This is a genomic window from Stutzerimonas stutzeri SDM-LAC (genome assembly GCF_000235745.1).
GTDB classification, from domain to species: Bacteria; Pseudomonadota; Gammaproteobacteria; order Pseudomonadales; family Pseudomonadaceae; genus Stutzerimonas; species Stutzerimonas stutzeri_H.
Window position 1 is genome coordinate 57,479 of the sequence record NZ_AGSX01000067.1, and the last position, 26,030, is coordinate 83,508.

The 26,030-nt window shown below is 61.7% G+C and carries 22 protein-coding genes, 1 tRNA gene and 1 pseudogene; 13 read left to right on the top strand and 11 right to left on the bottom strand.

What is annotated here, in order from left to right; all coding sequences use genetic code 11:
* Nucleotides 1-252: 252 nt before the first annotated feature.
* The 6 genes from uvrD (at nucleotide 253) to PSTU_RS0108120 (ending at nucleotide 8,576) form a co-directional block, all read left to right on the top strand.
* A complete protein-coding gene (uvrD, locus tag PSTU_RS0108090; RefSeq protein ID WP_019340540.1) occupies nucleotides 253-2,442 on the top strand; it encodes a DNA helicase II in 2,190 nt (729 codons plus the stop codon).
* Between the two features lie 55 nt (nucleotides 2,443-2,497).
* Complete coding sequence (locus PSTU_RS0108095) at nucleotides 2,498-3,607, top strand: TRAP transporter substrate-binding protein (protein ID WP_019340541.1); 1,110 nt, start codon at nucleotides 2,498-2,500, stop codon at nucleotides 3,605-3,607.
* Nucleotides 3,608-4,045: 438 nt separating this feature from the next.
* A complete protein-coding gene (locus PSTU_RS0108105; protein WP_019340543.1) occupies nucleotides 4,046-4,885 on the top strand; it encodes a Tim44 domain-containing protein in 840 nt (279 codons plus the stop codon).
* 230 nt (nucleotides 4,886-5,115) lie between these two features.
* On the top strand, nucleotides 5,116-6,525 hold the full coding sequence (gene selA / locus PSTU_RS0108110) for an L-seryl-tRNA(Sec) selenium transferase (RefSeq protein WP_019340544.1): 1,410 nt from the start codon (nucleotides 5,116-5,118) through the stop codon (nucleotides 6,523-6,525).
* Nucleotides 6,522-8,438, top strand: coding sequence for a selenocysteine-specific translation elongation factor (gene selB, locus PSTU_RS0108115; protein WP_019340545.1), 1,917 nt, complete (start codon nucleotides 6,522-6,524; stop codon nucleotides 8,436-8,438). Before selA ends, selB begins: the two co-directional genes overlap by 4 nt.
* A gap of 42 nt (nucleotides 8,439-8,480) precedes the next feature.
* Nucleotides 8,481-8,576, top strand: a tRNA-Sec gene (locus PSTU_RS0108120).
* A 412-nt stretch (nucleotides 8,577-8,988) separates the two neighbouring features.
* Here the strand turns inward: PSTU_RS0108120 and PSTU_RS0108130 are convergent.
* A pseudogene (locus PSTU_RS0108130) lies at nucleotides 8,989-9,264 on the bottom strand (tyrosine-type recombinase/integrase); the annotation flags it as partial.
* A 461-nt stretch (nucleotides 9,265-9,725) separates the two neighbouring features.
* Between PSTU_RS0108130 and PSTU_RS0108140 the strand changes: the two are divergent.
* Genes PSTU_RS0108140 through PSTU_RS0108150 form a run of 3 tightly spaced genes read left to right on the top strand, consistent with a single transcriptional unit; the run spans nucleotide 9,726 to nucleotide 11,454 of the window.
* Nucleotides 9,726-10,676 (top strand): hypothetical protein, encoded by a 951-nt coding sequence (locus tag PSTU_RS0108140; RefSeq protein ID WP_019340548.1) that lies wholly within the window; start codon nucleotides 9,726-9,728, stop codon nucleotides 10,674-10,676.
* Nucleotides 10,676-11,005, top strand: a complete 330-nt coding sequence (locus tag PSTU_RS21285; RefSeq protein WP_157999798.1) for an STAS-like domain-containing protein — start codon at nucleotides 10,676-10,678, stop codon at nucleotides 11,003-11,005. Before PSTU_RS0108140 ends, PSTU_RS21285 begins: the two co-directional genes overlap by 1 nt.
* Entirely contained in the window at nucleotides 11,002-11,454 is a 453-nt protein-coding gene (locus PSTU_RS0108150) for a hypothetical protein (RefSeq protein ID WP_019340550.1), read from the top strand. Before PSTU_RS21285 ends, PSTU_RS0108150 begins: the two co-directional genes overlap by 4 nt.
* Nucleotides 11,455-11,798: 344 nt before the next feature.
* On the opposite strand, the gene PSTU_RS22265 is transcribed toward PSTU_RS0108150, so the two are convergent.
* A complete protein-coding gene (locus tag PSTU_RS22265) occupies nucleotides 11,799-12,233 on the bottom strand; it encodes a lysozyme inhibitor LprI family protein (protein ID WP_019340551.1) in 435 nt (144 codons plus the stop codon).
* 342 nt (nucleotides 12,234-12,575) lie between these two features.
* On the opposite strand from PSTU_RS22265, the gene cfaB reads away from it, so the two are divergent.
* Nucleotides 12,576-13,757 carry a C17 cyclopropane fatty acid synthase CfaB gene (gene cfaB / locus PSTU_RS0108160; protein ID WP_019340552.1) on the top strand — a complete coding sequence of 394 codons (1,182 nt, stop codon included), beginning with the start codon at nucleotides 12,576-12,578 and terminating at the stop codon, nucleotides 13,755-13,757.
* Nucleotides 13,758-13,796: 39 nt separating this feature from the next.
* On the opposite strand, the gene PSTU_RS0108165 is transcribed toward cfaB, so the two are convergent.
* Both PSTU_RS0108165 and PSTU_RS0108170 read right to left on the bottom strand, forming a co-directional pair.
* On the bottom strand, nucleotides 13,797-14,648 hold the full coding sequence (locus tag PSTU_RS0108165; protein ID WP_019340553.1) for a universal stress protein: 852 nt from the start codon (nucleotides 14,646-14,648) through the stop codon (nucleotides 13,797-13,799).
* A gap of 14 nt (nucleotides 14,649-14,662) precedes the next feature.
* Complete coding sequence (locus PSTU_RS0108170; RefSeq protein WP_019340554.1) at nucleotides 14,663-16,150, bottom strand: SulP family inorganic anion transporter; 1,488 nt, start codon at nucleotides 16,148-16,150, stop codon at nucleotides 14,663-14,665.
* A 371-nt stretch (nucleotides 16,151-16,521) separates the two neighbouring features.
* Here PSTU_RS0108170 and PSTU_RS0108180 point away from each other — a divergent pair, with 371 nt between their 5' ends.
* Together PSTU_RS0108180 and PSTU_RS0108185 are read left to right on the top strand one after the other, a co-directional pair.
* The gene (locus tag PSTU_RS0108180; protein ID WP_019340556.1) at nucleotides 16,522-18,282 is read left to right on the top strand and encodes a sensor histidine kinase; all 1,761 of its coding nucleotides are present in this window, start codon (nucleotides 16,522-16,524) and stop codon (nucleotides 18,280-18,282) included.
* 27 nt (nucleotides 18,283-18,309) lie between these two features.
* On the top strand, nucleotides 18,310-19,665 hold the full coding sequence (locus PSTU_RS0108185) for a sigma-54-dependent transcriptional regulator (RefSeq protein ID WP_019340557.1): 1,356 nt from the start codon (nucleotides 18,310-18,312) through the stop codon (nucleotides 19,663-19,665).
* Nucleotides 19,666-19,808: 143 nt separating this feature from the next.
* On the opposite strand, the gene PSTU_RS0108190 is transcribed toward PSTU_RS0108185, so the two are convergent.
* The 4 genes from PSTU_RS0108190 to PSTU_RS0108205 all read right to left on the bottom strand — a co-directional run bounded on the left by PSTU_RS0108190 (nucleotide 19,809) and on the right by PSTU_RS0108205 (nucleotide 22,395).
* On the bottom strand, nucleotides 19,809-21,083 hold the full coding sequence (locus PSTU_RS0108190; RefSeq protein ID WP_019340558.1) for an RNA polymerase sigma factor: 1,275 nt from the start codon (nucleotides 21,081-21,083) through the stop codon (nucleotides 19,809-19,811).
* An 18-nt stretch (nucleotides 21,084-21,101) separates the two neighbouring features.
* Nucleotides 21,102-21,458: a YciI family protein gene (locus tag PSTU_RS0108195; RefSeq protein ID WP_019340559.1), complete on the bottom strand. Its 357-nt coding sequence runs from the start codon at nucleotides 21,456-21,458 to the stop codon at nucleotides 21,102-21,104.
* A gap of 63 nt (nucleotides 21,459-21,521) precedes the next feature.
* Entirely contained in the window at nucleotides 21,522-21,989 is a 468-nt protein-coding gene (locus tag PSTU_RS0108200; protein WP_019340560.1) for a YybH family protein, read from the bottom strand.
* A gap of 49 nt (nucleotides 21,990-22,038) precedes the next feature.
* Nucleotides 22,039-22,395, bottom strand: a complete 357-nt coding sequence (locus PSTU_RS0108205) for a YciI family protein (protein WP_019340561.1) — start codon at nucleotides 22,393-22,395, stop codon at nucleotides 22,039-22,041.
* Nucleotides 22,396-22,536: 141 nt separating this feature from the next.
* Here PSTU_RS0108205 and PSTU_RS0108210 point away from each other — a divergent pair, with 141 nt between their 5' ends.
* Nucleotides 22,537-23,730, top strand: coding sequence for a lactonase family protein (locus PSTU_RS0108210; protein WP_019340562.1), 1,194 nt, complete (start codon nucleotides 22,537-22,539; stop codon nucleotides 23,728-23,730).
* Nucleotides 23,731-23,755: 25 nt separating this feature from the next.
* Here the strand turns inward: PSTU_RS0108210 and PSTU_RS0108215 are convergent, their stop codons facing one another.
* From PSTU_RS0108215 to PSTU_RS0108225, 3 genes are all read right to left on the bottom strand, one after another.
* Nucleotides 23,756-24,787, bottom strand: a complete 1,032-nt coding sequence (locus tag PSTU_RS0108215; protein WP_019340563.1) for a hypothetical protein — start codon at nucleotides 24,785-24,787, stop codon at nucleotides 23,756-23,758.
* Between the two features lie 14 nt (nucleotides 24,788-24,801).
* Nucleotides 24,802-25,716 (bottom strand): flagellar hook-associated protein FlgL, encoded by a 915-nt coding sequence (flgL, locus tag PSTU_RS0108220; protein ID WP_019340564.1) that lies wholly within the window; start codon nucleotides 25,714-25,716, stop codon nucleotides 24,802-24,804.
* 38 nt (nucleotides 25,717-25,754) lie between these two features.
* Nucleotides 25,755-26,030 (bottom strand): flagellar basal body rod C-terminal domain-containing protein (locus PSTU_RS0108225; RefSeq protein WP_029404678.1); only part of this gene is annotated, 276 nt, incomplete at its 5' end.

Consider the following 26,030-nt stretch of genomic DNA (forward strand, 5'->3'; position numbering starts at 1 on the left):
GCGGTAGGCGTTGCACTGTGACACGCCCCGATAATGGCACGATGCTGGCGCAGGGTCATCGTCTGTCCGACCAAAGACCGTGGTTGACGATACGCCGGTATCGATCAGATGGATATTCGAGGACCAGCGCCCGGCGCCGGCCATGCGCGATTTCTGCGCTTGCCCAGGCAGGCCATGCAGCCGCCCCCGGCCCCACTGGCGTCTATCCGTTGCACGAGCGGGTCGGTCGGATTTCCGGCTAGAATGGCGCCCATGCATGACGATCTCTCTCTCCTCCTGAATTCCCTCAACGATGCCCAGCGCCAGGCCGTGGCCGCGCCGCTGGGTCGTCAATTGGTTCTCGCCGGTGCCGGCTCGGGGAAGACCCGCGTACTGGTGCACCGCATTGCCTGGCTGCATCAGGTCGAACGCGCCTCGCTGCATTCGATCCTGTCGGTGACCTTTACCAACAAGGCGGCCGCCGAGATGCGCCAGCGCATCGAGCAGCTGATGAAGGTGAACCCGCAAGGCATGTGGGTCGGCACATTCCACGGCCTGGCGCACCGATTGCTGCGCGCCCACTGGCAAGAAGCCAAGTTGGCGCAGAACTTCCAGATCCTCGATTCGGACGACCAGCAGCGGCTGGTCAAGCGGGTGATCCGCGAGCTCGGCCTCGACGAGCAGCGCTGGCCTGCACGCCAGGCCCAGTGGTGGATCAACGGGCAGAAGGACGAAGGCCTACGGCCCAAGCATATCCAGCCCAGCGGCGACCTGTTCCTGGCCACCATGTTGAGCATCTACCAGGCCTATGAAGAGGCCTGCGCTCGCGCCGGGGTCATCGACTTCTCCGAGTTGCTGCTGCGCGCGCTGGACCTGTGGCGCGACAACCCGGGCCTGCTCGACCATTATCAGCGACGCTTCCGCCATATCCTTGTGGACGAGTTCCAGGACACCAACGCCGTGCAGTACGCCTGGCTGCGCCTGCTGGCCAAGGGCGGCGACAGTCTGATGGTGGTAGGCGACGACGACCAGTCGATCTACGGCTGGCGGGGCGCTCGGGTGGAGAACCTGCATCAGTTCAGCGAAGACTTCCAGGACGCCGAAACCATCCGCCTGGAGCAGAATTACCGCTCGACCGCCTGCATCCTCAAGGCCGCCAATGCGCTGATCGCCAACAACCAAGGTCGCCTGGGCAAGGAACTGTGGACCGAAGGCTGCGAGGGCCAGCCCATCAGCCTCTACGCCGCCTTCAACGAACACGACGAAGCGCGCTATGTCGTCGAAAGCATCGAGAAAGCCATCCGCGAGGGCATGAGCCGCAGCGAGATCGCCATCCTCTATCGCTCCAACGCCCAGTCGCGGGTGCTGGAAGAAGCCCTGCTGCGCGAGCGGATCCCTTATCGCATCTACGGCGGCCAGCGCTTCTTCGAGCGTGCCGAGATCAAGAACGCCATGGCCTACCTGCGCTTGATCCAGGCGCGGGACAACGATGCGGCGCTGGAACGGGTGATCAACGTGCCCGCACGTGGCATTGGCGAAAAGACCGTCGAATGCCTGCGTCAGCTGGCCCGCCAGCAGGAAACCTCGATGTGGGCCGCGCTGCATCAGGCGGTCGGTACTAAGGTGGTGTCCGGCCGCGCCGCCAGCGCGCTGAACGGCTTCGTCGAGCTAATCGACACGCTTGCCTTGAAAGTCGAAGGGATGCAGCTGCACAACATGGCGCAGCTGGTCATCGAGCAGTCCGGGCTGCTGGCCTATCACCGCGACGAGAAAGGCGAGAAAGCCCAGGCACGGGTGGAGAACCTCGAGGAACTGGTGTCCGCAGCACGCGCCTTCGACAGCTACAGCGACGATCAGGAAGACGAGCAGACCCCGCTCGCCGCCTTTCTCGATCACGCCTCGCTGGAAGCGGGCGAGCAGCAGGCCGGCGACCACGAGGACAGCGTGCAGCTGATGACGCTGCACAGCGCCAAGGGCCTGGAATTCCCGCTGGTGTTCCTGGTCGGCATGGAAGAAGGCCTGTTCCCGCACAAGATGAGCCTGGAGGAGCCCGGCCGTCTCGAAGAAGAACGCCGCCTGGCCTATGTCGGCATTACGCGCGCCATGCAGCAGCTGATCGTTACCTACGCCGAGACCCGCCGCCTGTACGGCAGCGAAACCTACAACAAGATCTCGCGCTTTATCCGCGAGGTGCCGCCGGCGCTGATCAGCGAAGTGCGCCTGAGCAACACCGTCAGCCGCAGCTTCAATAGCCGGGGCATGAGCGGTGGCTCGCTGTTCGACGGCGCCAATGTGCCAGAAACGCCATTCAACCTCGGTCAGCGCGTGCGTCATTCGCTGTTCGGCGAGGGCACCATCCTGAATTTTGAAGGCTCTGGCGCTCAAGCTCGAGTGCAAGTGAATTTCGAAGATGAAGGAAGCAAGTGGTTGATGCTCAGTTATGCCAAACTGGAAGCGCTATGACGTTTACGTCAACCTACACCCATACTAATAAAATTCGCCAAAGGAACAGCCATTCATGAAACGCCGTCACTTGTTTGGTGCCGCCGCTGCCCTGCTTGCCTCCCTTAGCCTTGCAGGCTGCAACGACGAAAAGAAAGTCGAACCCACCGCCGAGCCCAAGGCTGCCGCCAGCGAAGCGCCCGAGACTTATAACTGGAAGATGGTCACCGCCTGGCCGAAGAACTACCCAGGTCTGGGCACTGCCGCCCAGCGTCTGGCCGATCGGGTCGAGGCCATGAGTGATGGCCGCCTGACCATCAAGGTCTACGCCGCCGGTGAGCTGGTCCCCGCCCTGGAAGTGTTCGACGCCGTTTCCCGTGGCACCGCCGAACTCGGCCATGGCGCGGCCTACTACTGGAAGGGCAAGGTCCCCACCGCGCAGTTCTTCACCTCGGTGCCGTTCGGCCTGTCGACCAGCGAGATGAACGCCTGGCTGACCCGCGGCGGCGGCCAGGAATTCTGGGACGAAGCCTACGCCCCCTACGGAGTGAAGCCGATGGTAGTCGGCAACACCGGTATGCAGATGGGCGGCTGGTTCAACAAGGAAATCAACTCACTGCAGGACCTGCAGGGCCTGAAGATCCGGACCCCCGGCCTGGGCGGTGAAGTGCTGAGCCGTCTCGGCGCGACCACCGTCAACATGCCCGGCGGCGAAGTGTTTACCGCCCTGCAGACCGGCGCCATCGACGCCACCGACTGGGTCAGCCCGTACAACGACCTGGCCTTCGGTCTGCACAAGGCAGCCAAGTACTACTACTACCCCGGCTGGCAGGAACCTCAGGCTGTGCTTGAGCTGTTGGTCAACCAGAAGGCCCTCGACAGCCTGCCGGATGACCTACGCGCGATTCTCACCGAAGCTGCGCTCGCCGCCAGCCGCGACATGATCGACGACTATGTCTACAACAACGCCCTGGCGCTCGAGCAGCTCAAGCAGCAGGGTACCCAGCTCAAGCGTTTCCCCGACGAAGTACTGGCCGCGATGCGCGAGCAATCGGACGTCGTCCTCGGTGAACTGGCCGCGCAAAGCGAGCTGAACGGTCGCATCTGGGCGTCGATGAAAGCCTTCCAGGCTCAGGTCAAGCCGATGCACGAGATTTCCGAGAAAGAACTGTACAACTGGCGCTAAGTATTCGCTTATTGCCTGAAGAGGGCGTACCGCTTGTCGGTACCCCCTCCTTCCCAGCCTTGAAGACTGCCGCTTCTCCAGGATCAATACGCCGCGTACTTGGCTTCGATGGCGCGCTGCTCGCGAATGGGTGCAGAAATAGCCCGCGCCCGGAAAGATCCCCAGCACAGCCGCAGTACCCACACGCTTCTCCTTGACCAGCAAACCCTTCTCTTCATAAATCGCCCGCTCGCGTTTCTGCCCCTCGGCCAGATGCGGGGTGCAATCCTGCAGGAACAGGGTGCAGGTGATGGCTGCGGTGAGAGGGTCGATGAAATCGACGAATCGAAACCAAAGTGCCGTCGCGTAAACGCAAAAGCCTGAAACACTTACCTCTGGCGTTGTATCGCCCCTCTGTGCAACATGGCGCGCGTACCTCACCCAATATGGAAACACTTAATGAAATCTGTGCTTAGCCTCTTCATGGCGCTGTGCCTCAGCCTGACGTTCAGCCTCGACGCCCACGCCAAGCGTTTCGGTGGTGGCAAGAGCTTCGGCTCGGCACCGAGCCATCAGACCCGCCAGGCGCCTAAGCAAACCCAGGCTGCGCCAACGCAGGCAGGCAAGACACCGGCCGCCGCCAGTGGTGCGTCGCGCTGGCTCGGCCCGCTGGCCGGCCTCGCTGCCGGTGGCTTGTTGGCTTCGATGTTCATGGGTGATGGCTTCGAAGGCATCCAGTTCATGGACATCCTGATCTTCGGCGGCATCGCCTTCCTGCTGTTCCGCTTCCTCGCCGCGCGTCGTCGCCAGCAGCAGCCAGCCATGGCAGGGCACGGACATGCGCCGATGCAGCGCGAGATGCCTGCGCAGCCGTCGATCTTCGGTGGCAGCGCTACATCCGCAGCGGCTGCACCGGTGATCAATGCGCCCGCCTGGTTCAACGAGCAGAATTTCGTTGCCGCAGCGCGCGAGCATTTCCTGTCGCTCCAGCAGCACTGGGATGCCAACGAAATGGACAAGATCAGCGAGTTCGTCACGCCTCAGCTGTTCGAATTCCTCAAGCGCGAACGTGCTGAAATTGGCGATGCCTATCAGTCCACCTTCATTGACGACCTGCAGATTCAGCTCGACGGCGTCGACGATCAGGCCGACAAGACCGTCGCCACCCTCACCTTCGTGGGCGTATCGAAGAACTCGCGCTTCGACCAGGGCGAACCCTTCAGCGAAAGCTGGCGCATGGAGCGCGCACAAGGCGAGAACCAGCCATGGCTGGTCGCGGGAATCCGCCAAAACGCCTGACGCGCGTAGACGAATGAAGGACCCGGGCTTGCCCGGGTTTTTCATTTCTGCGCCAGGAACAACATGAGGGCTGACTGAACCCTGTGCCGATTTGAACGTCTATGCTGCTCGCGAAATATAAAAATGGAGTCCTGCGTGTCAGGCAACCTCGCAACAGCGTTCAGCGCAGTCGACACGATTGGCGCGACGCCCGCACTCTCCGTATCGCCTCATCATTCGAAACGCCAGCCATGAGCAGCGTTCGCCTGCCCTCGGTCGACCGTCTGTTGCGCGCGCCTGCCTGCGAGCCGCTGCAACGACGCTATGGCCGCGAGGCGCTAGTCGGGACCCTGCGCGACTTGCTCGACGAGCTGCGCGAGCCGGTTCGTCAGGGCCAGCTCGCCGCGCCGGAGCTGTCCGAAGCCGTGCTCGCCGGCCGCGCCGGTGAACGTCTGGCCAACCAGCATCGCAGCCGCGTACGCCGGGTGTTCAACCTGACCGGCACGGTCCTGCATACCAACCTCGGCCGCGCCCTGCTACCGGATGAAGCCATCGAGGCGATCACCCTCGCGGCGCGCTACCCGATGAATCTGGAGCTTGACCTGGCCAGCGGTAAGCGTGGCGACCGAGATGATCTGATCGAAGGGTTGATCCGCGAACTGACCGGTGCCGAAGCCGTTACCGTCGTCAACAACAACGCGGCTGCCGTGCTGCTGGCGTTGAACAGCCTCGGCGCCCGCAAGGAGGGCATCATCTCGCGCGGCGAGCTGATCGAAATCGGCGGCGCCTTTCGCATTCCCGACATCATGGCCCGTGCCGGTGTGAAGCTGCACGAGGTGGGCACGACCAATCGCACCCACGCGCGCGATTACGAAAACGCCATCGGCCCGCGCAGTGGCTTGTTGATGCGCGTGCACACCAGCAACTACAGCGTGCAGGGCTTTACCGCCAACGTCGCCACGACCGAGCTCGCCGCCATTGCCCACGCCCATAACCTGCCGCTGCTCGAAGACCTGGGCAGTGGCAGCCTAGTCGACCTGTCGCGCTGGGGCCTGCCGAAGGAGCCCACCGTGCAGGAAGCCCTGCGTGACGGCGCCGACATCGTCACCTTCAGCGGCGACAAGCTGCTCGGCGGCCCACAGGCGGGCCTGATCGTCGGCCGCCGCGAGCTGATTCAGAAGATCAAGAAGAACCCGCTCAAGCGCGCGCTGCGCGTCGACAAGCTGACCCTGGCGGCGCTCGAAGCGGTGCTCAATCTCTACCGGGACCCCGATCGCCTCGGTGAGCGCTTGACCAGCCTGCGCCTGTTGAGTCGCCCGCAAGCGGACATACGCGCACAAGCCGAACGGCTCGCACCGGTGCTGGCCGGCGCACTTGGCGAGACCTGGCAGGTCACCGCGAGCGATGCACTCGGCATGATCGGCAGTGGCGCGCAGCCGGTAGCACGTCTGCCCAGCGCCGCCCTGTGCATCCGCCCGCTGCAACCCAGGCGCCTGCGTGGTCGCAGCTTGCGTCAGTTGGAAGAAGCGCTGCGCTGCCTACCGATCCCGATTCTCGGCCGGATCGCCGACGACGCGCTCTGGCTCGACCTGCGGCAGCTGGACGACGAGCCGGCACTGCTGGAACAACTGCCACATCTGCAGCGGGAGCTCGCGCCATGATCATCGGCACCGCCGGCCATATCGACCATGGCAAGACTGCGCTGCTCAAGGCGCTGACCGGGCAGGCAGGCGACCGCCGCCGCGAAGAGCGCCTGCGCGGCATCACCATCGATCTCGGCTACCTCTACGCCTCGCTGGGCGAATCCGACCTCACCGGCTTCATCGACGTGCCCGGCCACGAGCGCTTCGTGCACAACATGCTGGCCGGCGCATGTGGCATCGACTGCGTATTGCTGGTGGTTGCCGCCGACGACGGTGTAATGCCGCAGACCCGGGAACACCTGGCCATCGTCGAGCTACTGGGCATTCCCCGCGCATTCGTCGCGCTGACCAAGATCGACCGGGTCGAAGCACCGCGCATTGCCGAAGTGACCACGCAAATCGAAGCGCTGCTGCATGCCGGCCCGCTGGCTGGAGCCCCAGTCTTCCCCGTCTCCAGCATTACCGGCGAGGGTGTCGATGCGCTTCGTGCAGCTCTGATCGAGCAGGCCGCGGACGTGCGTGCGCGCAGCGAAGACGGATATTTCCGCCTCGCCATCGACCGCGCGTTCAGCGTTACCGGTAGCGGCGTCGTGGTGACCGGAACGGCCTTCGCCGGCAGGGTTCAGGTCGGCGATGAACTGGCGCTGAGCCCCACCGGCCGCACCGTGCGGGTACGCGGGCTGCATGCCCAGAATCAGGCAGCGCAAGAAGCCCGCGCCGGCCAGCGGGTCGCCCTGAACCTCGCGGGTGACCGCCTCGCGGTTGAACACATCAGCCGCGGCGACTGGCTGCTGAAGCCCGAGCTGCAGGCACCCACCCGGCGCATCGACATCGAATTCACCCTGCTGCCCAGCGAAGCCCGCGAGTTGCGGCACTGGACCCCGGTGCATATCCATATTGGCGCGCAAGACGTCACCGGCCGGATCGCCCTGCTGGAAGGCGAATACCTCGCGCCCGGCGGTCATGTACACGCACAGCTGCTGCTGAATGCACCGGCCCACACTGTGCACGGTGATCGCGTGGTGCTGCGGGATCAATCAGCGCAGCGCACCCTAGGCGGCGGCCGGGTGCTCGACCCCTTCGCCCCACCGCGCAACCGACACCGGCAGGCGCGCCTGGCCCAGCTGCGCGCACTCGGCGGCGAAACCCTAGAAGACATCCTGCCGGCGCTGCTGCCCAGCGCTATCAACGGCCTGGAGCCCGCCTTGCTGGAGCGCCAGTTCAACCGGCCGCGGCAGACCTGGCGCTTACCGGACGAGGCGCTGGAAATCAACACGCGACTCGGCTCACGGCTGTTCGAGCGCGCCACCTGGGACTACCTCGAACATAGCCTGGTCATGGCGCTGCAACGTTTCCATGACACCCAACCCGATGAGCTCGGCCCCGACCGCGACCGCCTGCGCCGCTACGCGCTGCCGCAGCTGGAACGGCCTGTTTACCTCGCACTGCTGGAACACACCCTGGCGGCCGGAACGATCGAAGCCAACGGCCCCTGGCTGCATCTTCCAGGGCACCGCGTTCACCTGAGCGAAGAAGAAGAGTCGCTGAAAGCCCGCCTCTGGCCGCTGCTCGAATCAGCCCGCTTCAACCCGCCCTGGGTGCGCGACCTGGCCGGTGAACTGGACATCGAGGAAGAGCGGGTGCGCCACCTGCTGCGCAAACTGTCCCGCATCGGCGAGCTGCAACAAGTGGTCAAGGACCTGTTCTACCCCGACGCGACCATCCGCCAACTGGCCAACCAGATACTGGATATGGAGCGCCAGGCCGGCGTGATCCGCGCCGCCGCCTTCCGCGACCACATCCAGCTCGGCCGCAAGCGCAGCATCCAGCTACTCGAACATTTCGACCGTATCGGCCTGACCAGACGCTTCGGCAATGAACGCAAAATCCGTCCCGACAGCGCCTTGGCCTCGGAGGCGGAGCTCAGGTAGGCTGCTATCAGTTTCCAGTCAGCCCTCGTCCGAGGCCTCTCTGGAAGGCAATCGCATCCGGTGGTGCGGCCGGGCTTCAAACCCGGTTGGGGGCGGCAGCCGTTCCCGGGTGGGTTCGACTCCCACTGCCTTCCGCCAATTCTCACTCTGAAAGCCCCTAAAAACGCGGCCTCCAGCCACACGACCGGAGCGGCCCCGGCGCGTGGGTGTCGAAAAAGACAATCGACCGAAAGGCGCTTATGCCCAACTGATAAGCAGGCTCGAAGCGATGGTTTTCACGAAAGGTTGCCGAATGAAGATATGTTCGAAAGGATTTTCTCGAACTTGGCAAAGCCGGTAACGCCGAGCAGAACGGCCGGCAGCAGCAAAACGAAGCCGAAAAACACGCCTATGAAAGTGCCTATTCCAGACTCGAGCAGTGCTATTACAAGGCCAAAGTCAGGAAAATCACACCGACCAGGGCGAATCCTTTGCGGGCGCGGGTTTGTTCTAGATAGCGGCTTAGCATCGGTAGTCTCGAACAGAGCTGGGCACTTGGTTGGTTGTCAGATTACAAGGCTTTTAGCGTCTGGTTCGAGTCCGTGTCGGCTTGAGTGTCAAACAGATAGCGCAAACCCCGAATAGGCCCGAGCGTGATTACATCCTTCAGGTAGTCCGGTGCCAGATGGGCATAACGCATGGTCATGTTCAGCGAGGCATGGCCCAGGACCTTTTGCAGGGTCAGGATGTTGCCGCCGCTCATCATGAAATGAGACGCGAAGGTGTGCCGCAGCACATGCGTTTTCTGCCCAGCCGGAAACGTGAGCCCTGACCTGCTGACGGCGTAGCTTTTGCGGATCAAAACCTTCCGTATCCATCCGCTTTACTCCACTATGTTCGGCAATTTTCTGGTTGCCTGAGCAACCCTCAGGTCAATAGTTACCTTGCGCCAAATGGTTGCCTTTTTTATATGGAAAGCTCAGCAGATAGAGCGCGTGTGTTAATCAAGACGGTTGGCCCTAAGAAGCTGAGCCAGCTGAGCGGCACGGATCACAGCCGTTGGCTGAACGTGAGCAAGGGAGCGGTGCGGGTCAGCACCGAAGAAATAGACGTACTGGTCAAGCTGTACCCAAAGTACGCCCTATGGCTGGCGAGCGGTCAGATCGGACCAGAGATCTGCCAGCCCAGCCCAGCCCAGCCCAGCCCAGCCCAGCCTACGACGAGGCCAACCGAGCAATGAATAGAGAGCAACAAAGCTAGATAAGCGCTTAAATATAATTTATAGAATCATCCTTAGAAGAACACCTAATGCTGAACAGCAACGTCCAAGGCATTCCTAACCGGATCGAAAAGACCAGAGCACTCGTAATAGCACCTCCCGTTTTGTGCATTTACGATGAGGCCTATTATAACTCAACGGTAATGTTCTTCGACGAGTTCGAATATCATATATTTACTCGATTTGATTATGTGGAACTAGACTTTTCTTCCACCATAGAGATAACCGCCGCAGCCGCCTTAATACTTTTCGCAAAAATAACGCGCTGTCAATGCTGGGCACCTCCACAACTATTCTCCAACCCCGACCAAATAATAGAATTAATTTTACCAACCGAAAAAAAGCTTAAAAAACGAATTGTTGATTCTGGGCTTTGGTCAGCCATCAAACCTGGAGGCCAAAGAAAGCTCGCGAAACTCTGGAGAGATAATAAAAACCCCTACAAGACGGGAAGCGACCCAGCCAATGAACTAGGGGACATGATTCGACTTTTAAGGCAGCAGTTTAACAAAACAGTTCCTAGGCACATCGTAGCTGCTATCCAAGAAGCTTATCTGAATATTGCGCATCACGCCTATGAAGAATTTAAGCATGCAGAGGAACCACTCCATGAATTTATGGTCGGTCGGTGGTGGCAGTTTGCACAAAAAGACCCTAAAACAAATCATATGGCGGTTGTCATATATGACATGGGATCAGGAATACCAAAATCTATTTCTGACAAAACCTTTACCGGCTCAGACAGCAGCGAAATACATAAAGCTATGCAGACAGGAGTTACCCGCCTAAATATTCAAGGAAGAGGAATGGGTTTTGACAACATAAAAAAGCCCATTGAGCATAATGCTACAGCTGACTATCTTGGAATTTACAGCGGCAAGGGAAAAATATTTTATAGGCGTGGAAAGGTCATTGAAAGCGTGGACCACGATCACACCATAGGTGGAACTCTAATTGAATGGGTTTTCGGAGAAGAATAATGACAGTTAAATACATAGATATGCAAAAGTTTTCTCTCACTCCATATGGACGATATCCAAAAGATGGAACAGATAACGGAGAGACCTTTAGAAAGCAATTTCTTGAACCTGCTTTTCGAGACCCAGAAATTGATAAAGTAATTGTGAATCTAGATTCTGTACAAGACGGATATGAATACGGTTCATCTTTTCTTGAAGAGTCTTTCGGTGGTCTAGTAAGGTCGAGCGGAATCCCAGCAGAGGTTGTGTTTCGAAAATTAGAAATAAAAACTATATTTATAGACTACATACAGGAGATAAATGAGTATATAAAAAGGGCTGCAGCATGAACCAAAACACCCCCTACTGGATTTCACTATTATCACCGTTGCTGGTAATAGTTGGATGGTACATTGTTTACTATAATTCCAATAGAGTCGCCAAGCGATCCGAAGCCTACAACATTGTTTCAAAAGCGATTGAAAAAGTTTTATCTCTTGATTCTCGATGCGCAGATTACTGGCTTTCTAACAAAGAGCAGCAACCTAAGAAATGGCTCGCGGGAACGCTCGCGGAAATACAAGGGATTCGCACCTTGCTGGAAATGCTCGAAGAGCATCATAATTTCAAAGAAAAAAACGATATTTTAGTTAAAATAAGAATGGCTGCAACATTGAATGCAGAAAAAGCAGCCACCATGACAACTTCCGAGCTTAAATCCAAGAAACAAGACCAATCCGCAGCCATGAATTACACTGTCAAGTTGCTTTACAACTATTATCGATCATTAAACGCATAGCCGAGGCAGTAAAGTGTCTCGGCCACTGTCGAAAAGTGGCGAAATCAATGCGATCTAGAGCGGAACAAAGCTCGCACTCACATGGGGCAGGCCTAGCAAAGCCGAACACAGCCGGCCAACTGCGAGCCAGAAAACGAGTTCGACTCCCACTGCCTTCCGCCATTTCCCGCTCTGAGAACCCAGAATTTCGCGACCTCCAGCTACCCAGCTGAAGCGGCTTCGGCCTGGGGCTTTTCATTCGGATCGCATAAGTATCGCGGCTCGTCGGCTAACGTGACATGGCTTATCCGCAGGAGAGTTAGGCAAACACACTCACATGTTGATCCCTAGCGCTCGAAATAACCCTACCCGCCAATAAGGTTCGCCTTGAATGAATTGTGAGGTGCCCCCCGAGAATACGAGGGGCAACTCAGATCGCCTTCTTGGCAGCTGGCTATCAGCTTCATCTCCAGAAGGCGAGCCTCCGCCTGTGACGCCAGGCATTGAGCAAGAACCATCCGGTATGCACTTCCACCGCGAACCCCACTAGCCTTGAACTTACAGGACGATTCTCGGAACTGCTGCCAATCTGATTGAGCGGTATGTAGCAGTTCCCGCTGCTCTGGGCTCAGTCTGTCTGCGTAGGTGCTCAAGAATTCATCTAGCCTAGCGTCTGCTACCTTGAGCGCTGCGCCCGCGCATTGGTTCATTGCTGACTGGGTCGTCGCGGCTCCGTAACACGACTCATCAGACGGACCAGCGGAAACCTGAAGCAGCGTTGCAAGAAGCATTGGGAGCATGAGCCACCTCCAGTGGCGCCTAGCGTTTGGTTAAGGAAAGTCAAATACGGTCGTCGCTGTGCCCTTACGCTGGTCGACATGTGGGTGCCCAGCATAGTGCAGCTGAGGTTGTGCTACAGCTAACAGATGTCGTGTGGCTTGGCTCTCGCCTGACGATTCGATCCTCCCTCGCTTGTACCGTCGCGCCGGAAGCGCTTTCGATTCCCGGCATGACGACTTCTCGCGCATCGAAACCGCTAGATATTTCCAATAGTTCCTATAGGCAAAAGCGATCTACCGATGGAGCGCAAGCGGCGCGATCCTGGTCTAGGATTTCCCCACGCGAAATAAAGGAGATCAAGCATGTTGGCGACATTGCTTCCGATTTTGCAGGAATTGGATCTTCCGCTGCGCCTCCGCTTGTGGGACGGGAAGGAAATGGATCTGGGCCCCGCCCCATGCGTGACGCTGGAGATCAGGGACCCCAATTTGATACCGCAGCTCGCCCGCCCCAGCCTCGATCTGCTCGGCGGTGCCTATGTAGAAGGTCAGATCGACCTGCACGGGCCGCTTGAGGAGATCATCCGTATTGGTGATGAGATCACCAAGGCGCTGGGCGAGGAGGAATCCTCGCTGCCGACCCGCGAGGCGCATGACAAGGCCACCGATGCCGAGGCCATTTCCTATCACTACGACTTGTCCAACGCGTTCTATCAGCTCTGGCTCGACCGCGACATGGTCTATTCCTGTGCGTACTTCGAGACCGGCAGTGAAGACCTCGACCAGGCGCAGCAAGCCAAGCTGCGTCATCTGTGTCGCAAACTGCGGTTGAAGCCTGGCGACCGCCTGCTCGATGTCGGCTGCGGCTGGGGCGGGCTGGCGCGTTTTGCTGCGCGCGAATATGGCGCTGAGGTGGTCGGCATCACCCTCAGCCGCGAGCAGTTGAAGCTGGGACGCGAGCGGGTCGCCGCCGAAGGGCTTGAGCGACAGGTTCGACTGGAGGTGATGGACTACCGCGACCTGCCCACGGACGGCCAGTTCGACAAGGTGGTCAGCGTCGGCATGTTCGAACATGTCGGCCACGCCAATCTGCCGTTGTACTGCCGCCAGCTGGCAGCGCTGGTGCGCCCCGGCGGGCTGGTGATGAATCATGGCATCACCTCACGGCATATCGACGGCAGGCCGGTGAGCCACGGCGCAGGCGAATTCATCAACCACTATGTGTTTCCCCACGGCGAGCTGCCGCATCTCGCGGCAATCAGTTCGTGCATCAGCGAGTCGGGGCTGGAGATCGTCGATGTGGAAAGCCTGCGTCTGCACTATGCGCGCACGTTGCAATGCTGGAGCGAACGGCTGGAGTCGCGGCTGGAGGAAGCGCAACAGATGATCCCCGAGCGGGCGCTGCGCATTTGGCGGGTGTATCTGGCGGGCTGTGCCTACGGTTTCCGCCGCAACTGGATCAATCTGCACCAGATCCTTGCCAGCAAGCCGCTGCCCGACGGCTCTCACGAACTGCCCTGGTCGCGCGCGGACATCTATCGGTAGCATTCAGCCTGGCTGCGGTGCGCCAGGCTGGCTCAAGCCTCAGCGCAACAACAGCAGCGGCGTGGTGGTCGTGCGGATCATGTTGCTGGTGGTGCTACCAACCAGAAACTGACGAATCCGCGAATGGCCGTAGGCGCCCATCACCAGCAGGTCGATACCGTGCTCGGCCTGGTACGCATGTAGTGTGGGCTCGACCTCACCGGCGCGGATCGCGATATGCACCTCGAAGCCTCCCGCCGTCAGCGCATCGCGGGCGGACTCCAGCAGCGCGCGGCCGTCGCCGGTATCCTCGCTGATCATCACCAGATGGATCGGAATGCCCTGGAACAGCGGGCTCGATGCGATCATTTCGACGCCCTTGCGGGTGGTGTCGCTGCCATCGAAGGCCAGCATGACGCTGGTCGGTACGCTGAAGTTTGCCGGGGTGACCAGGATCGGTCGGTGCAGGGTGCGAATCACGCTCTCCAGCTGGCTGCCGATCAGTTGTCGGTCGCTGCCGCTGTCCTCGCCCTGCTTGCCGATTACCAGCAGCCGGGTGTCGCGCTCCAGCTCATGCAGGCTTTCGACCAGGTCGCCATGGCGCTGCCGCGCTTCGGGCTGCATGACCCCGGCGTTAAGGACGCGCTGCTTGGCCGCGTCGAGCATCATCCGGCCTTCTTCCAGCGCCAGCTTGCTGCGCTTGGCGTCCAAGGCAGCCAGCTCTTCGAGCAGGTACTCGCGACTGCCCAGGCCAATGATGCCGCTGAGATTGCCGGCTGCCGGGTACTGCTGATGATCGAGCACATGCAGCAGGGTCAGCGGCGCGCCGAGCTTCAGGCTAGCCCAGGCGGCGCAGTCGCACACCGCAGCCGCCTGTGGGGAACCGTCGATACACGCTAATACCTGATTCATCGTCGTTTCTCCTCTCAGTGACCGATGAGACCATCGGTGGCGTCGGGCTTGTCGTGGACACCGAAGCGGTCAACGATGGTCGCGCTGGCTTCATTCAGACCCAGCACCTCGACTTCGGTGCCCTCGCGACGGAACTTGAGCACCACCTTATCGAGTGCCGACACGGCGGTGATGTCCCAGAAATGCGCCTGGTTGAGGTCGATGACGACCTTTGCGACGGCTTCCTTGAAGTCGAATGCGGCAGTGAACTTGTCTGACGAACTGAAGAACACCTGGCCCACCACGCGATAAGTGCGCAGGTTGCCTTCGTCATCCAGCTCCGAGTCGATGTGCAGGTAGTGCCCGACCTTGTTGGCGAAGAACATCGCTGCCAACAGCACGCCGGCCAGCACGCCGTACGCCAGGTTATGGGTGAACACCACCACCACCACGGTCACCACCATGACGATATTGGTGGAGAGCGGGTAATGCTTGAGGTTGCGCAGCGAATCCCAGCTGAAGGTGCCGATGGACACCATGATCATCACCGCCACCAGCGCGGCCATCGGGATCTGGCCGACCCAGTCACTGAGAAACACCACCATCAGCAGTAGCACCACACCAGCGATCAATGTCGACAAACGCGTGCGACCACCAGATTTCACGTTGATCACCGATTGGCCGATCATCGCGCAACCCGCCATGCCGCCAAACAGCCCGGAGACGATGTTGGCGACACCCTGCCCCTTGCACTCGCGGTTCTTGTCGCTGCCGGTGTCGGTCAGGTCATCGACGATGGTCGCCGTCATCAGCGACTCCAGCAGGCCCACCACCGCCAGCGCGGCGGAGTACGGGAAGATGATCGCCAGGGTCTCGAAGCTCAGCGGCACGTCTGGCCAGAGGAATACCGGCAGCGTATCGGGCAAATCGCCCATGTCACCAACGGTGCGGATGTCCAGCCCCAGGTAGATGGCCACGGCGGTCAACGTAAGGATGCATACCAGCGGCGAAGGAATGATTCGACCGATCTTTGGCACATAGGGGAACAGGTAGATGATGCCCAGACCGGCAGCGGTCATCGCGTAGACATGCCAGGTGACGTCCGTCAGCTCCGGCAACTGCGCCATGAAGATCAGGATGGCCAGCGCGTTGACGAAACCGGTGACCACCGAGCGCGAGACGAAACGCATCAGCGAGCCGAGGCGCAGGTAGCCCGCGCCGATCTGCAGCACGCCGCAGAGCAGGGTCGCCGCCATCAGATACTGCAAACCATGATCGCGAACCAGCGTCACCATCAGCAGCGCCATGGCGCCGGTGGCCGCCGAAATCATGCCTGGGCGGCCGCCGGCGAAGGCGATCACAACCGCGATGCAGAAGGACGCGTAAAGACCGACCCGCGGATCGACACCGGCGATGATCGAGAAGGCAATCGCCTCAGGAATCAGAGCGAGGGCGACGACGAGACCGGAAAGCACGTCGCCACGAATGTTGCCGAACCAGTTTTGCTTGATCGAGTGGAGCATCGGGGTATCCAGAACATAAGCACAACCTGCGCGCCGAAACGCTATGCGGTTGATACGAGGCTAGTTTCAAATTCGAGTATGGGTGCAGTCCACGCACATCAGGCGCGGCGCACGACAGAACACAACCGCGCCCATGCACGCGGTCGCCGTCAGACATTGGGGGTGTTGCGCTATGGCGGGCCAGGCAGCCAGGTCACGGATCTCGGCTCTCATGGAGATTTCGGTGATCGAGGGCACCGAAAAGGCCGGCAAGGATACCGAAACCCACTCGTCATCGCGACCCGCTCGCCCCCGGCAGCCGATCAGCGACACGGCAAACCATCATGCAGGCACTTTGGCTTACCATGCGAAATCCTCATAGCGAGCCCGCCATGCCTGCCCTCTCCAGCCGCCTCCGTGTCGTTCTCATCGTCTTGCTGATCATCGTTGGGCTGCTGCTGAGCATGTACGGGGCCGGGCGCATCGCCGAGCGGCGTGCCTGGGCCGAGCGCAGCCAGGAAGCGGCCGGCCAGCTCGATCTGTACGCTCAGGCGATCCATACGCAGGTGCAGCGTTTCCGCTCGGTACCGGCGTTGTTGGCACTGGACAGTGACATCCAGGCGCTGCTGAACAACCCCGGCGATCAGGCCCTGCGCGAGCAACTCAACCAGCGGCTGGAGGAGCAGAATCAGGCCGCGGGCTCCTCGGTGCTCTACCTGCTCGACCGCCATGGCGAAACCCTCGCGGCGAGCAACTGGCGCGACTGGAGCAGCTTTGTTGGGAACAACTACGCCTTCCGTCCGTATTTCCTCGATGCGCTGGCGAACGACTCCGGGCGCTACTTCGCCGTCGGCGTGACCACCGGCATCCCCGGTTACTTTCTGTCCAGCTCGGTGAAAAACGGCGCTGGTGAGGTGATCGGTGTGCTGGTGGTCAAGCTGGAGCTGGAAGAGATGCAGCGCGAGTGGGTCGGGCAGTCGGGCATTCTGCTGATCACCGATTCGCTGGATATCGTCATTCTCACCAACCGCCCCGCCTGGCGCTTCCGCTATCTACGCCCGCTGAGCGAAGCGGTACGCGACCGCCTCGTTGCGGTGCGCCGTTACGCTGAGCAGAACCTGCAGCCGCTGGTGAGCCAGAGCCTGCAGCGCATCACCGAGAACAGCGAGCGGCGCCTGGTCGACGGGCCCGATGGTCGCCGCGATTACCTGTGGCAACGCCTGGAGTTGCCGGAAGAAGACTGGACCCTGCACCTGTTGCAGGAGCCGCAACTGGTAGCTGCCAACGTCCGCAGTTACCGCCTGGCCGCAGCGGGCGTGTGGATGACGCTCGCGTTCCTGCTCTTGTACCTGGCCCAGCGGCGCAAGACCCGTCGGGTCGAGCAACGCAGCCGCAACGAACTGGAGCGCTTGGTCGAAGAGCGTACCCGCGAGCTGAATACGGCGCAGGACGAGCTGGTACACGCCGCCCGCATGGCCGCCCTGGGCCAGATGTCCGCCGCCCTCGCCCATGAAATCAACCAGCCCCTGACGGCCCTGCGCATGCAGCTGGCCAGCCAGCGGCTACTGCTCGACAACGGCCGCACCGAGGCTGTGCGTGAAGGCCTGGGCCAGGTCGAAGGGTTGCTCGAACGGATGGCGGCGCTGACCAGCCACCTGAAAACCTTCGCACGCAAAAGCCCCGCCGGCCTGCGTCAGCGATTGAACCTGGCCGATGTACTGGAGCAGGCACTGCAATTGCTCGGCCCGCGCATCCGTAGCGACGGCGTCGATGTGTTGCTGCAGATACCGGCTGACGCCTGGGTCAGCGGCGACGGCATCCGTCTGGAACAGGTACTGATCAACCTGCTGACCAACGCGCTCGATGCCATGCAGGGCTGTCAGGTCCGTCAACTGCGCATCGACTGCCAACGTGACCGCCAGAGCTGGACGCTGAGCGTTGCCGACAGCGGCGGCGGCATCGCCAGTGAACATCTGGATCAGGTCTTCGAACCCTTTTTCACCACCAAACCGGTCGGCCAGGGCCTCGGCTTGGGATTGGCCGTTTCCTACGGCATCGTGCGCGATCTCGGTGGCGACCTGGAGGTGTGCAACGACGCCCTCGGCGCGGTGTTCGTGCTGCACCTGCCGGCAGCCGAACCTGTCGACGAGTAGACTGGCAGCAGGCATAAGGAGCGAGACATGAGCGGTCAGGTCATCTTTATCGACGACGAAGCAGCGATCCGTCAGGCGGTGCAGCAGTGGCTGGAGCTGTCCGGCTTTAGCGTGCGCACCTGCGCCCGCGCCCACGAAGCGCTGGCTATCGTCGACCGGGGTTTTCCCGGCGTGCTGATCAGCGACGTGCGCATGCCAGATCTCGACGGCCTCGGCCTGCTGGAGCGGCTGGTGGCGCTGGACCCGGAGCTGCCAGTAATCATGGTCACCGGCCATGGCGACGTGCCGATGGCGGTCCAGGCACTGCGCCAGGGTGCCTACGATTTCATCGAGAAGCCCTTCACCCCGGAACGCCTGCTCGACAGCGTGCGCCGCGCCCAGGACAAGCGCCGGCTGGTCTGCGAAAACCGCCAGCTGCGCGAGCAATTCACCCGCAAGGGCCGCATCGAGTCGATGCTGTTGGGCGTCTCGCGGGCCATGGAACACCTGCGGCGCCAGGTGCTGGAGCTGGCCGGCACCGATGTCAATGTACTGATCCGCGGCGACACCGGCAGCGGCAAGGAACAGGTTGCACGCTGCCTGCATGACTTCAGCCCGCGCGCGCGCAACCCCTTTGTCGCGCTGAATTGCGCGGCCATCCCCGAGACCATCTTCGAAAGCGAGCTGTTTGGCCACGAGAGCGGCGCCTTCACCGGCGCGCAGGGTAAACGCATCGGCCGCATCGAGCATGCCCACGGCGGCACGCTGTTCCTCGACGAGATCGAAAGCATGCCGCTGGCCCAGCAGGTCAAGCTACTGCGCGTGCTGCAGGAAAAGACCCTTGAACGTCTGGGTTCGAACCGCAGCATCGAGGTCGACCTGCGGGTGATCAGCGCGGCCAAACCGGACCTGCTGGAAGAAGTGCGTGGCGGGCGTTTTCGCGAAGACCTGCTGTACCGCCTGAATGTCGCCGAACTGCATATCCCGCCGCTGCGCGACCGTCGCGAAGACATCCCGCTGCTGTTCGATCACTTCGCCACCCAGGCCGCGCAGCGTCATGGCCGCGATCCGGTCCCGGCCAGCCCGGCCGAACTGGCGCAGCTGCTCAGCCATGATTGGCCCGGCAACGTCCGCGAGCTGATCAACGCCGCCGAACGGCATGCCCTGGGCCTGACGCCGCCGCCTCCAACCACGGCTCCGACAGCCGTCGCCGGCACGTCACTGGCCGATCAGATGGAAGCCTTCGAAGCCCAGTGCCTGCACAGCGCCCTGCAACAGCACAAAGGCAACATCAGCGAAGTCATGACGCAACTGCAGCTGCCCCGCCGCACACTCAACGAAAAGATGCAACGCCACGGGCTGAGCCGCAGCGATTACCTGCCTGCGGGCAGCAGCGACAGCTGATCCTACCTGCGCCCTGCGTAGCGCATGTGGTGGGAGCGTCGGTACAGGACGATTGCTCCTGGCGATACCCGTGAACTCATGGATATCCCTACCACTGCTTCGGGAACCTCGACCTGTAGGAGCGAGCTTGCTCGCGATCGCTTTCACGCCTCGCGCTGCCCGGCATCCAGCTCATCGAGGCGCTGCTGCAAGAAGCGCTTTTCCGGCTCCAGTTGCGCCAGGGCTAACGCGGTTCGGTAGGCCGCACGGGCCTCATCCAGGCGACCCAGTCGGCGGCAGAAGTCAGCTCGGGCTGAGTGCAGCAGATGGTAATCATGCAGCTCGCCTCGGGCCAACAGCCTGTCGATGGCCGCCAGCCCGACCTCGGCGCCGTCACGCATTGCCAGGGCCACAGCTCGATTGAGTTCGATGACCGGCGACGGGCTGATACGCAGCAGCAGGTCATAAAGCCCCACGATTTGCGCCCAATCCGTCTGCGCCGCAGACGCGGCCTCGGCATGCACGGCAACGATGGCGGCTTGCACGGTGTAAGGGCCGAAGCGCCTGGAGGCGAGCGCCCGCTCTACCAGCGCGGCGCCTTCAGCGATCTGCGCCTGGCTCCAGCGGCTGCGGTCCTGCTCGTCGAGGCGCACCAGCTTGCCCGCCTCATCGGTCCGCGCGGCGCGGCGCGAGTCGTGTAGCAGCATCAGCGCCAGCAACCCCATCAGTTCCGGGTCGGGCAACAGCTCCAGCAGCAGGCGACCGAGACGGATCGCCTCGGCGCTGAGGTCGGCACGGGTTAGCTCACGGCCGCTGGAGGCGGAATAACCTTCGTTGAAGACCAGATAGATCACCCGCAACACGTTATCCAACCGAGCCGGTAGCTCGTCTCGTGTAGGCACTCGGTAGGGAATGCCCGCCTCGCGGATCTTCTGCTTGGCGCGGACGATGCGTTGGGCAATGGTGCTGGGTGAGGCGAGAAAGGCGCGGGCGATCTCTTCGGTTTTGAGATCGCAGACCTCGCGCAGCGTCAGCGCCACCTGCGCATCGGCCGGTAACGCCGGATGGCAGCAGGTGAAGATCAGTCGCAGGCGATCATCTTCGAGGTCTTCGCGCTCCCATTCCGGTTCGTCGCGGCCGTCGAGCTGATCGGCCAACAGGCTCAGCGATGCATCGAAACGCGCCCGCCGCCGCAGCCCGTCGATGGCCTTGAAGCGACCAGCCGAGACCAGCCAGGCGCGAGGATTGGAAGGCAGACCGTCACGCGGCCACTGCTGCACCGCCGCGATAAAGGCGTCATGCAGCGCTTCCTCGGCCAGGTCGAAATCACCCAGCAGACGAATCAGCGTCGCCAACACCCGCCGCGATTGAGTGCGATACAGCGTGTCGATTTCAACCAGCGTCGGCCCATTACCGACACGTTCGGGCGAGCGCGGCATGCCCCGCTCAGGCATCGATCAACGATCGGGCAGCTGGCGCAACGGGCGAACTTCGATGCTGCCCAATTGCGCGGGCGGGATCTTTGCCGCCAGCCGCAGAACCTCATCCAAGTCCTGCGCTTCGATCAGGTAGAAGCCTGCCAGCTGTTCACGGGTTTCGGCGAACGGGCCGTCGACCACCGAAACCGCACCCTCGCGGACCCGCACGGTTTTGGCGGTACGCACCGACTGCAGCGGCTCGCCGGCGATGAACTGGCCGCTTTCCTTCAGCCGTTCACCGTTGGCGATGCATTGCTCGACCAACGCCGCCCACTGCTCGTCGGTCATCGAGTTCACGCGCTGCTCGTCGCAATAGACCAGGCACAGGTATTTCATTTCGTTCTCCGGTAGCGCCCGCCGGCTGCCGTGCTGACAGTGACGACGGGACGAAGGGGCCGATCAACTGACTCTGCCAACCTGTGGTTCGGGTTCGATACCGAAGTTGACTTGCCCGCTCGCCATGTCGAATGGCATCGAAAAATGCTCATGGACGACCTTCCAGTCGCCATCCTGCCGGCGCCAGCAGCGGCTGCCGCGCATCCATCCGGACTGCATTTCGCCTTTTTCATCGGTGCCGCCGCAATGGCTCAGAAAATGACTATAGGCCAGGTCCCCGCTGACGTTGATTTCAAGCTCGCTGATTTCGAAATAGCCCTCGCCCTGGCAAAAATCAAAGCAGCTCTGCCAGTGCTGGCGATACGCGTCGGCGCCCTTGAATTGCAGCGGACCGACCGCATCGAAGGCCCGTACGTCTGCGGCGTACTGCGCCATGATGGTGTTCAGGTCCTTGCGTACAGTGGCCTTTTCGAAGGTTTCGGTGAGTTGGCGAATCCGGGTTTCGTCCTGCGTTTGGGTGACGGTGTTCATGGTGGCGTCCTCTTGGTTGATGTTACGGGCGGATCGCAATCGCTCAGCCTCACGGCGGCGCGCGTGAGCGGAGCGCACGTACTTCGACACAGCCCAGCCGTGCTCCTGGCAGGCGTGAGGCCAGGCGGATCGCGTCGTTGAGGTCCGGGGTTTCGAACAGATAGATGGCAGCAGGCTGCTCCGAGCTGTCGCGCACCGGCCCGTCGCGCAGGAGCAGGTGATCGCCCTGCCGGCGCAGGGTGGTCGTGCTCAATACCGGCTGCATCGCTTCGCCAACGATCAACTCGCCGCTGCGTCGCAGCAGCGCGTGGTACTCACAGCACTCGGCATTGAGCGCGGCGTGGGCGCTTGGCGAGAGTGCGGCCACGGCGTCTTCGTTCAGGTAGACCAGGCAGAGATAGCGCATCACGGAAGCCCCAGGGCGTTAGCTGTTTATCTCTGGTCGAAGGGCGTTGAGAGAAATCGACACCGCTGAGAAAACTTTTTCCGCTTCAGCGCTCCAATTCAGATCAGGGGCGCACGCCCCATCGACATGACGGAGCAGCCCATGCGCAGTTCATTGCGCGGCCTACTGCGGCGGCAACGCCTCGGCATTGCCGCCGCCCTCTTGGCATTCAGCACCTCGGGAGTAGCAGCACCCATGTATCAAGTTCTGGTTGGTAGCTACACCAGCGAAGGTAACAGCGAAGGGATTTACCGCATGCAGTTCGATGCCGAAAGCGGCCAGATCGAAGCGCAACCGCTGCAGGTCGTGCGGACTGACAATCCGTCCTGGTTGACCCTGGACCTGAAACGCAACCGACTCTATGCGGTGAACGAGAATGGACCGGGGCAGCCGGATCCGGTGGGCCGGGTCAGCGCCTTCATCATGGCCCCGGCCAGCAATAAGCTGTCGCCACTGGAACAGCAGATCACCCTCGGCGACGAGCCCACGCATCTGAGCCAGAGCCGCGACGGGCGCTATCTGTTCGTCTCCAACTACGGCTCGCGAGCAAATCCGGGTGGCAGCCTCGCGGTGATGCCGCTGGCCAAGGACGGAACCCTGTTACCGGTCACTCAGATCGCCACGCACAAGGCCAGCGAAGTGCACCCGAAGCGCCAGCAATCGCCTCATGTGCACTCGGCGGTGATGTCGCCCGATGGCAAGACGTTGTTCGTCAGCGATCTGGGCGCCGACAAGATTTTCGTCTATCGCTACGACCCGACCAACGCCGAGCGCCCGTTGTCTCCCGCCGAGCCAGACTTTATCAGCCTGCCGGACGGCAGCGGCCCGCGTCATCTGGTGTTCAGCCCGGATGGCAGCCAGGCCTACGCGACGCTGGAACTGAGCGCGCAGGTGGCGCGCTTCGATCATGTCGACGGAACCCTGGTGCAGCGCCAGCTGGTGGATCTGGCGGCGGGCGGCGACGTCAGTCAGCATTCGCCGGGCGCCATCCACCCATCGCCCGATGGCCGCTTTCTCTACGTCAGTGACCGCGCCGAGAAGAACCGCATCATGGTCTACGCCATCGAGGAGAACGACACCCTGCGCGAGATCCAGCAGCGCGACAGTGAGGGTCGCGAGCCGCGGGAATTCGCCATCGACCCAAGCGGCCAGTTCATGATCATCGCCAATCAGAAGAGTGATGCGCTGGTGGTACTGGCGCGCGACCCCGACAGCGGCAAGCTGGGCGATACCGTGCAGACGCTACCGATGGGACGACCTTCGGATGTGAAATTTATCGATCGCACCGGGCCGTAAGCAAGGCGGGCCCGGCAGGGATCGATCAGGAGAGCAGACTGACCACCGCGAAGCGGCTGATGGTCGCCTGGGCCACGACGGTCTGGGTGACCGCCGCGTAGCTGGAAGGGCTGCGCTGCATCAGGTTGAACACCGAGCGGGAGAAGTCCATCGCCCACTGCTTTTCGTCGGCGTGGGCCTGGCGGGCGAGAAACTCGCGGATCTCCTGCTGCCGATTGCTCAGTTGCTCGCGCAGCGCGGTGACCTTGTCGAGCCCGGCCACCACCGAATCGAGCAGACGGCGCAGCTCGCGGAAGGAATCGAGCTGCAGCTCTTCGGGGAAGCTCAGCAGCTGCTCGTCCTCGCTCTGCACGCGGACGTATCGGCCTTTGTCGAACAGCTTGCCTTCGCCCTGCACCGCCAGCTGGTCCTTGAGCTTCTGCCAGTCACCTTCGCGGGCGGAGAATTTCAGCTCGCCGTGCTGATCCAGCTCGGCGCGAATCCCGGCCTGGCCGAGGCTGCCGTTGAAGCGGCGCAAGATCTGCTCGTCGCTCATCTCGTCATCGAGCACCACGGCCACCGGTTCGGCCAGTTGCCGACCGCCACTGAACAGCAGCGTCTCGCGGCCTGACTGGCGAATCTTTTCCAGCGACTCCAGCCCCTGCAGGCTGAAACGGCTGCGTACCGGTTCGGTCAGGCGCAGTTTGAGATTGGCGTCCAGGGAATTGCCGGAGCGTTTGCTGCGTTCCTTGAGCAACTCGCCAACCTGCTGCACGGTCTGGCGGATGCTTTCCTCGCCGTTTGGCTGCGGCGAGCTGATCTGGCGGCTCAGATTCAGTTTGAGTTGCGACAGGCGTGTCTGCAGATCGCCCAGGTAGCTGTCGGCGGACTGCATCGAAGACAGCTGCTGATTGAGCTGCAGGCTGAAGCTGGTGTTCTTGCTGGGCGTCGTCTCGGTGTGCGGCATTTCGGCCGGCGCACCGGTCCGCAGCGGCGCAGGCGCATCCCGCAACAGCGCCTCACGGCGCTCCTGTGGGTTGATTGCGGAAACAGCGGGGAGCTGCTTGCCAATCTTCATTCACGCTACCTCGGTCAGAGCATGCCGAACAGCGACAGCCCGTTGATCTTCAAATAGGTTTTCTGCGTCGCCTGCAACGACAGCTGATAGTTGTTCAGGTCGATGCTGGCGGTGGCGTAATCGAGTTGCGACAGCTCGCCATCGATCTTCTGGTTCACCAGCGAGACGTCCTCGTTGCTGCTCGACAACAGTGTCAGGGTGTTCTGCCGTCCGCCCAGTTCCGAGACCGCACCGAGCAGGTCGCCATGGGTCGCGTCGAGGCTGTTCAGCGTAGCGCTGATCGAAGCCTGTACTGCCGGATCGTTGGCATCCAGTGCCGGGTCGGCGAGCATTTTGACCAGCGCGTTGAGGTCGTTGAGCATGCCGACGCCGCCACCGAACACCTGCGCAGCGGTCACATTCTCCTCGACCAGCACGCCATTGGCGACTGCCGCCTGGCGGTATTGATCGTTGCCGGTCAGTTGGTAGCTCTGGGTGGCCGCGTCGAAGGTAATTGCCGGCCGATCGCTAAGGGTGCCGGAGAACAGATAACGACCCTCTTCGTCGCGCACGTTGGCGAAGCTGAGAATGGTCCTTTCCAGATTGCCCATTTCGTTGGCGATGGCGGCCAGGTCTTCACTGGTGTTGCTGCCGTTGGCGGCCCACAGCAGCAGGTCGCGCACGTTGAGCATGGTGTCCGACGCCGCCTTGAGGTTGGCTTCCTGCTTGGACAGGTTACCGGACACGTTGGCGATGTTGGTGCGGTACTGGGTTAGCGTCGCTTCCTCGCGCTGGATGCGCAGCACGCGCACGGCAGAGATCGGGTCATCCGAGGGCAGCAGCATGCGCTCGCCGGTGGCCATCTGCTGCATCAGCTTGCCGAGCTTCTCGGAGCTGGTGTTCATCGAGCCGTGCATCATGGCGGTGATCTGGGCGTTGGAGATGCGCATGGTGTCTTTACTCGTCAGTCGAATCGGCTCGCGCCGGCTCAGAACATCGCCAGTACGGCGTTGAACAGATCGTTGGAAGTGCTGATGACTTTCATGTTGGCCTGGTAGGCCTGCTCGTAAGCCATGAGGTTGACGGCCTCCTCGTCCAGGTTGACCGCGCTGACGCTGTCGCGCTGGGCCTGAGCCTGTTCGGCCACCGTGGTCGCGGCGCGCAGATCCGCCTGATTCTGCCGGCTGGCGCTGGCGACGCGGCCCACCAGGCCGGCGTAGGCGTCGTTGAGCGGTACAGTGTTGCCGGCAACCGTGACACCCGC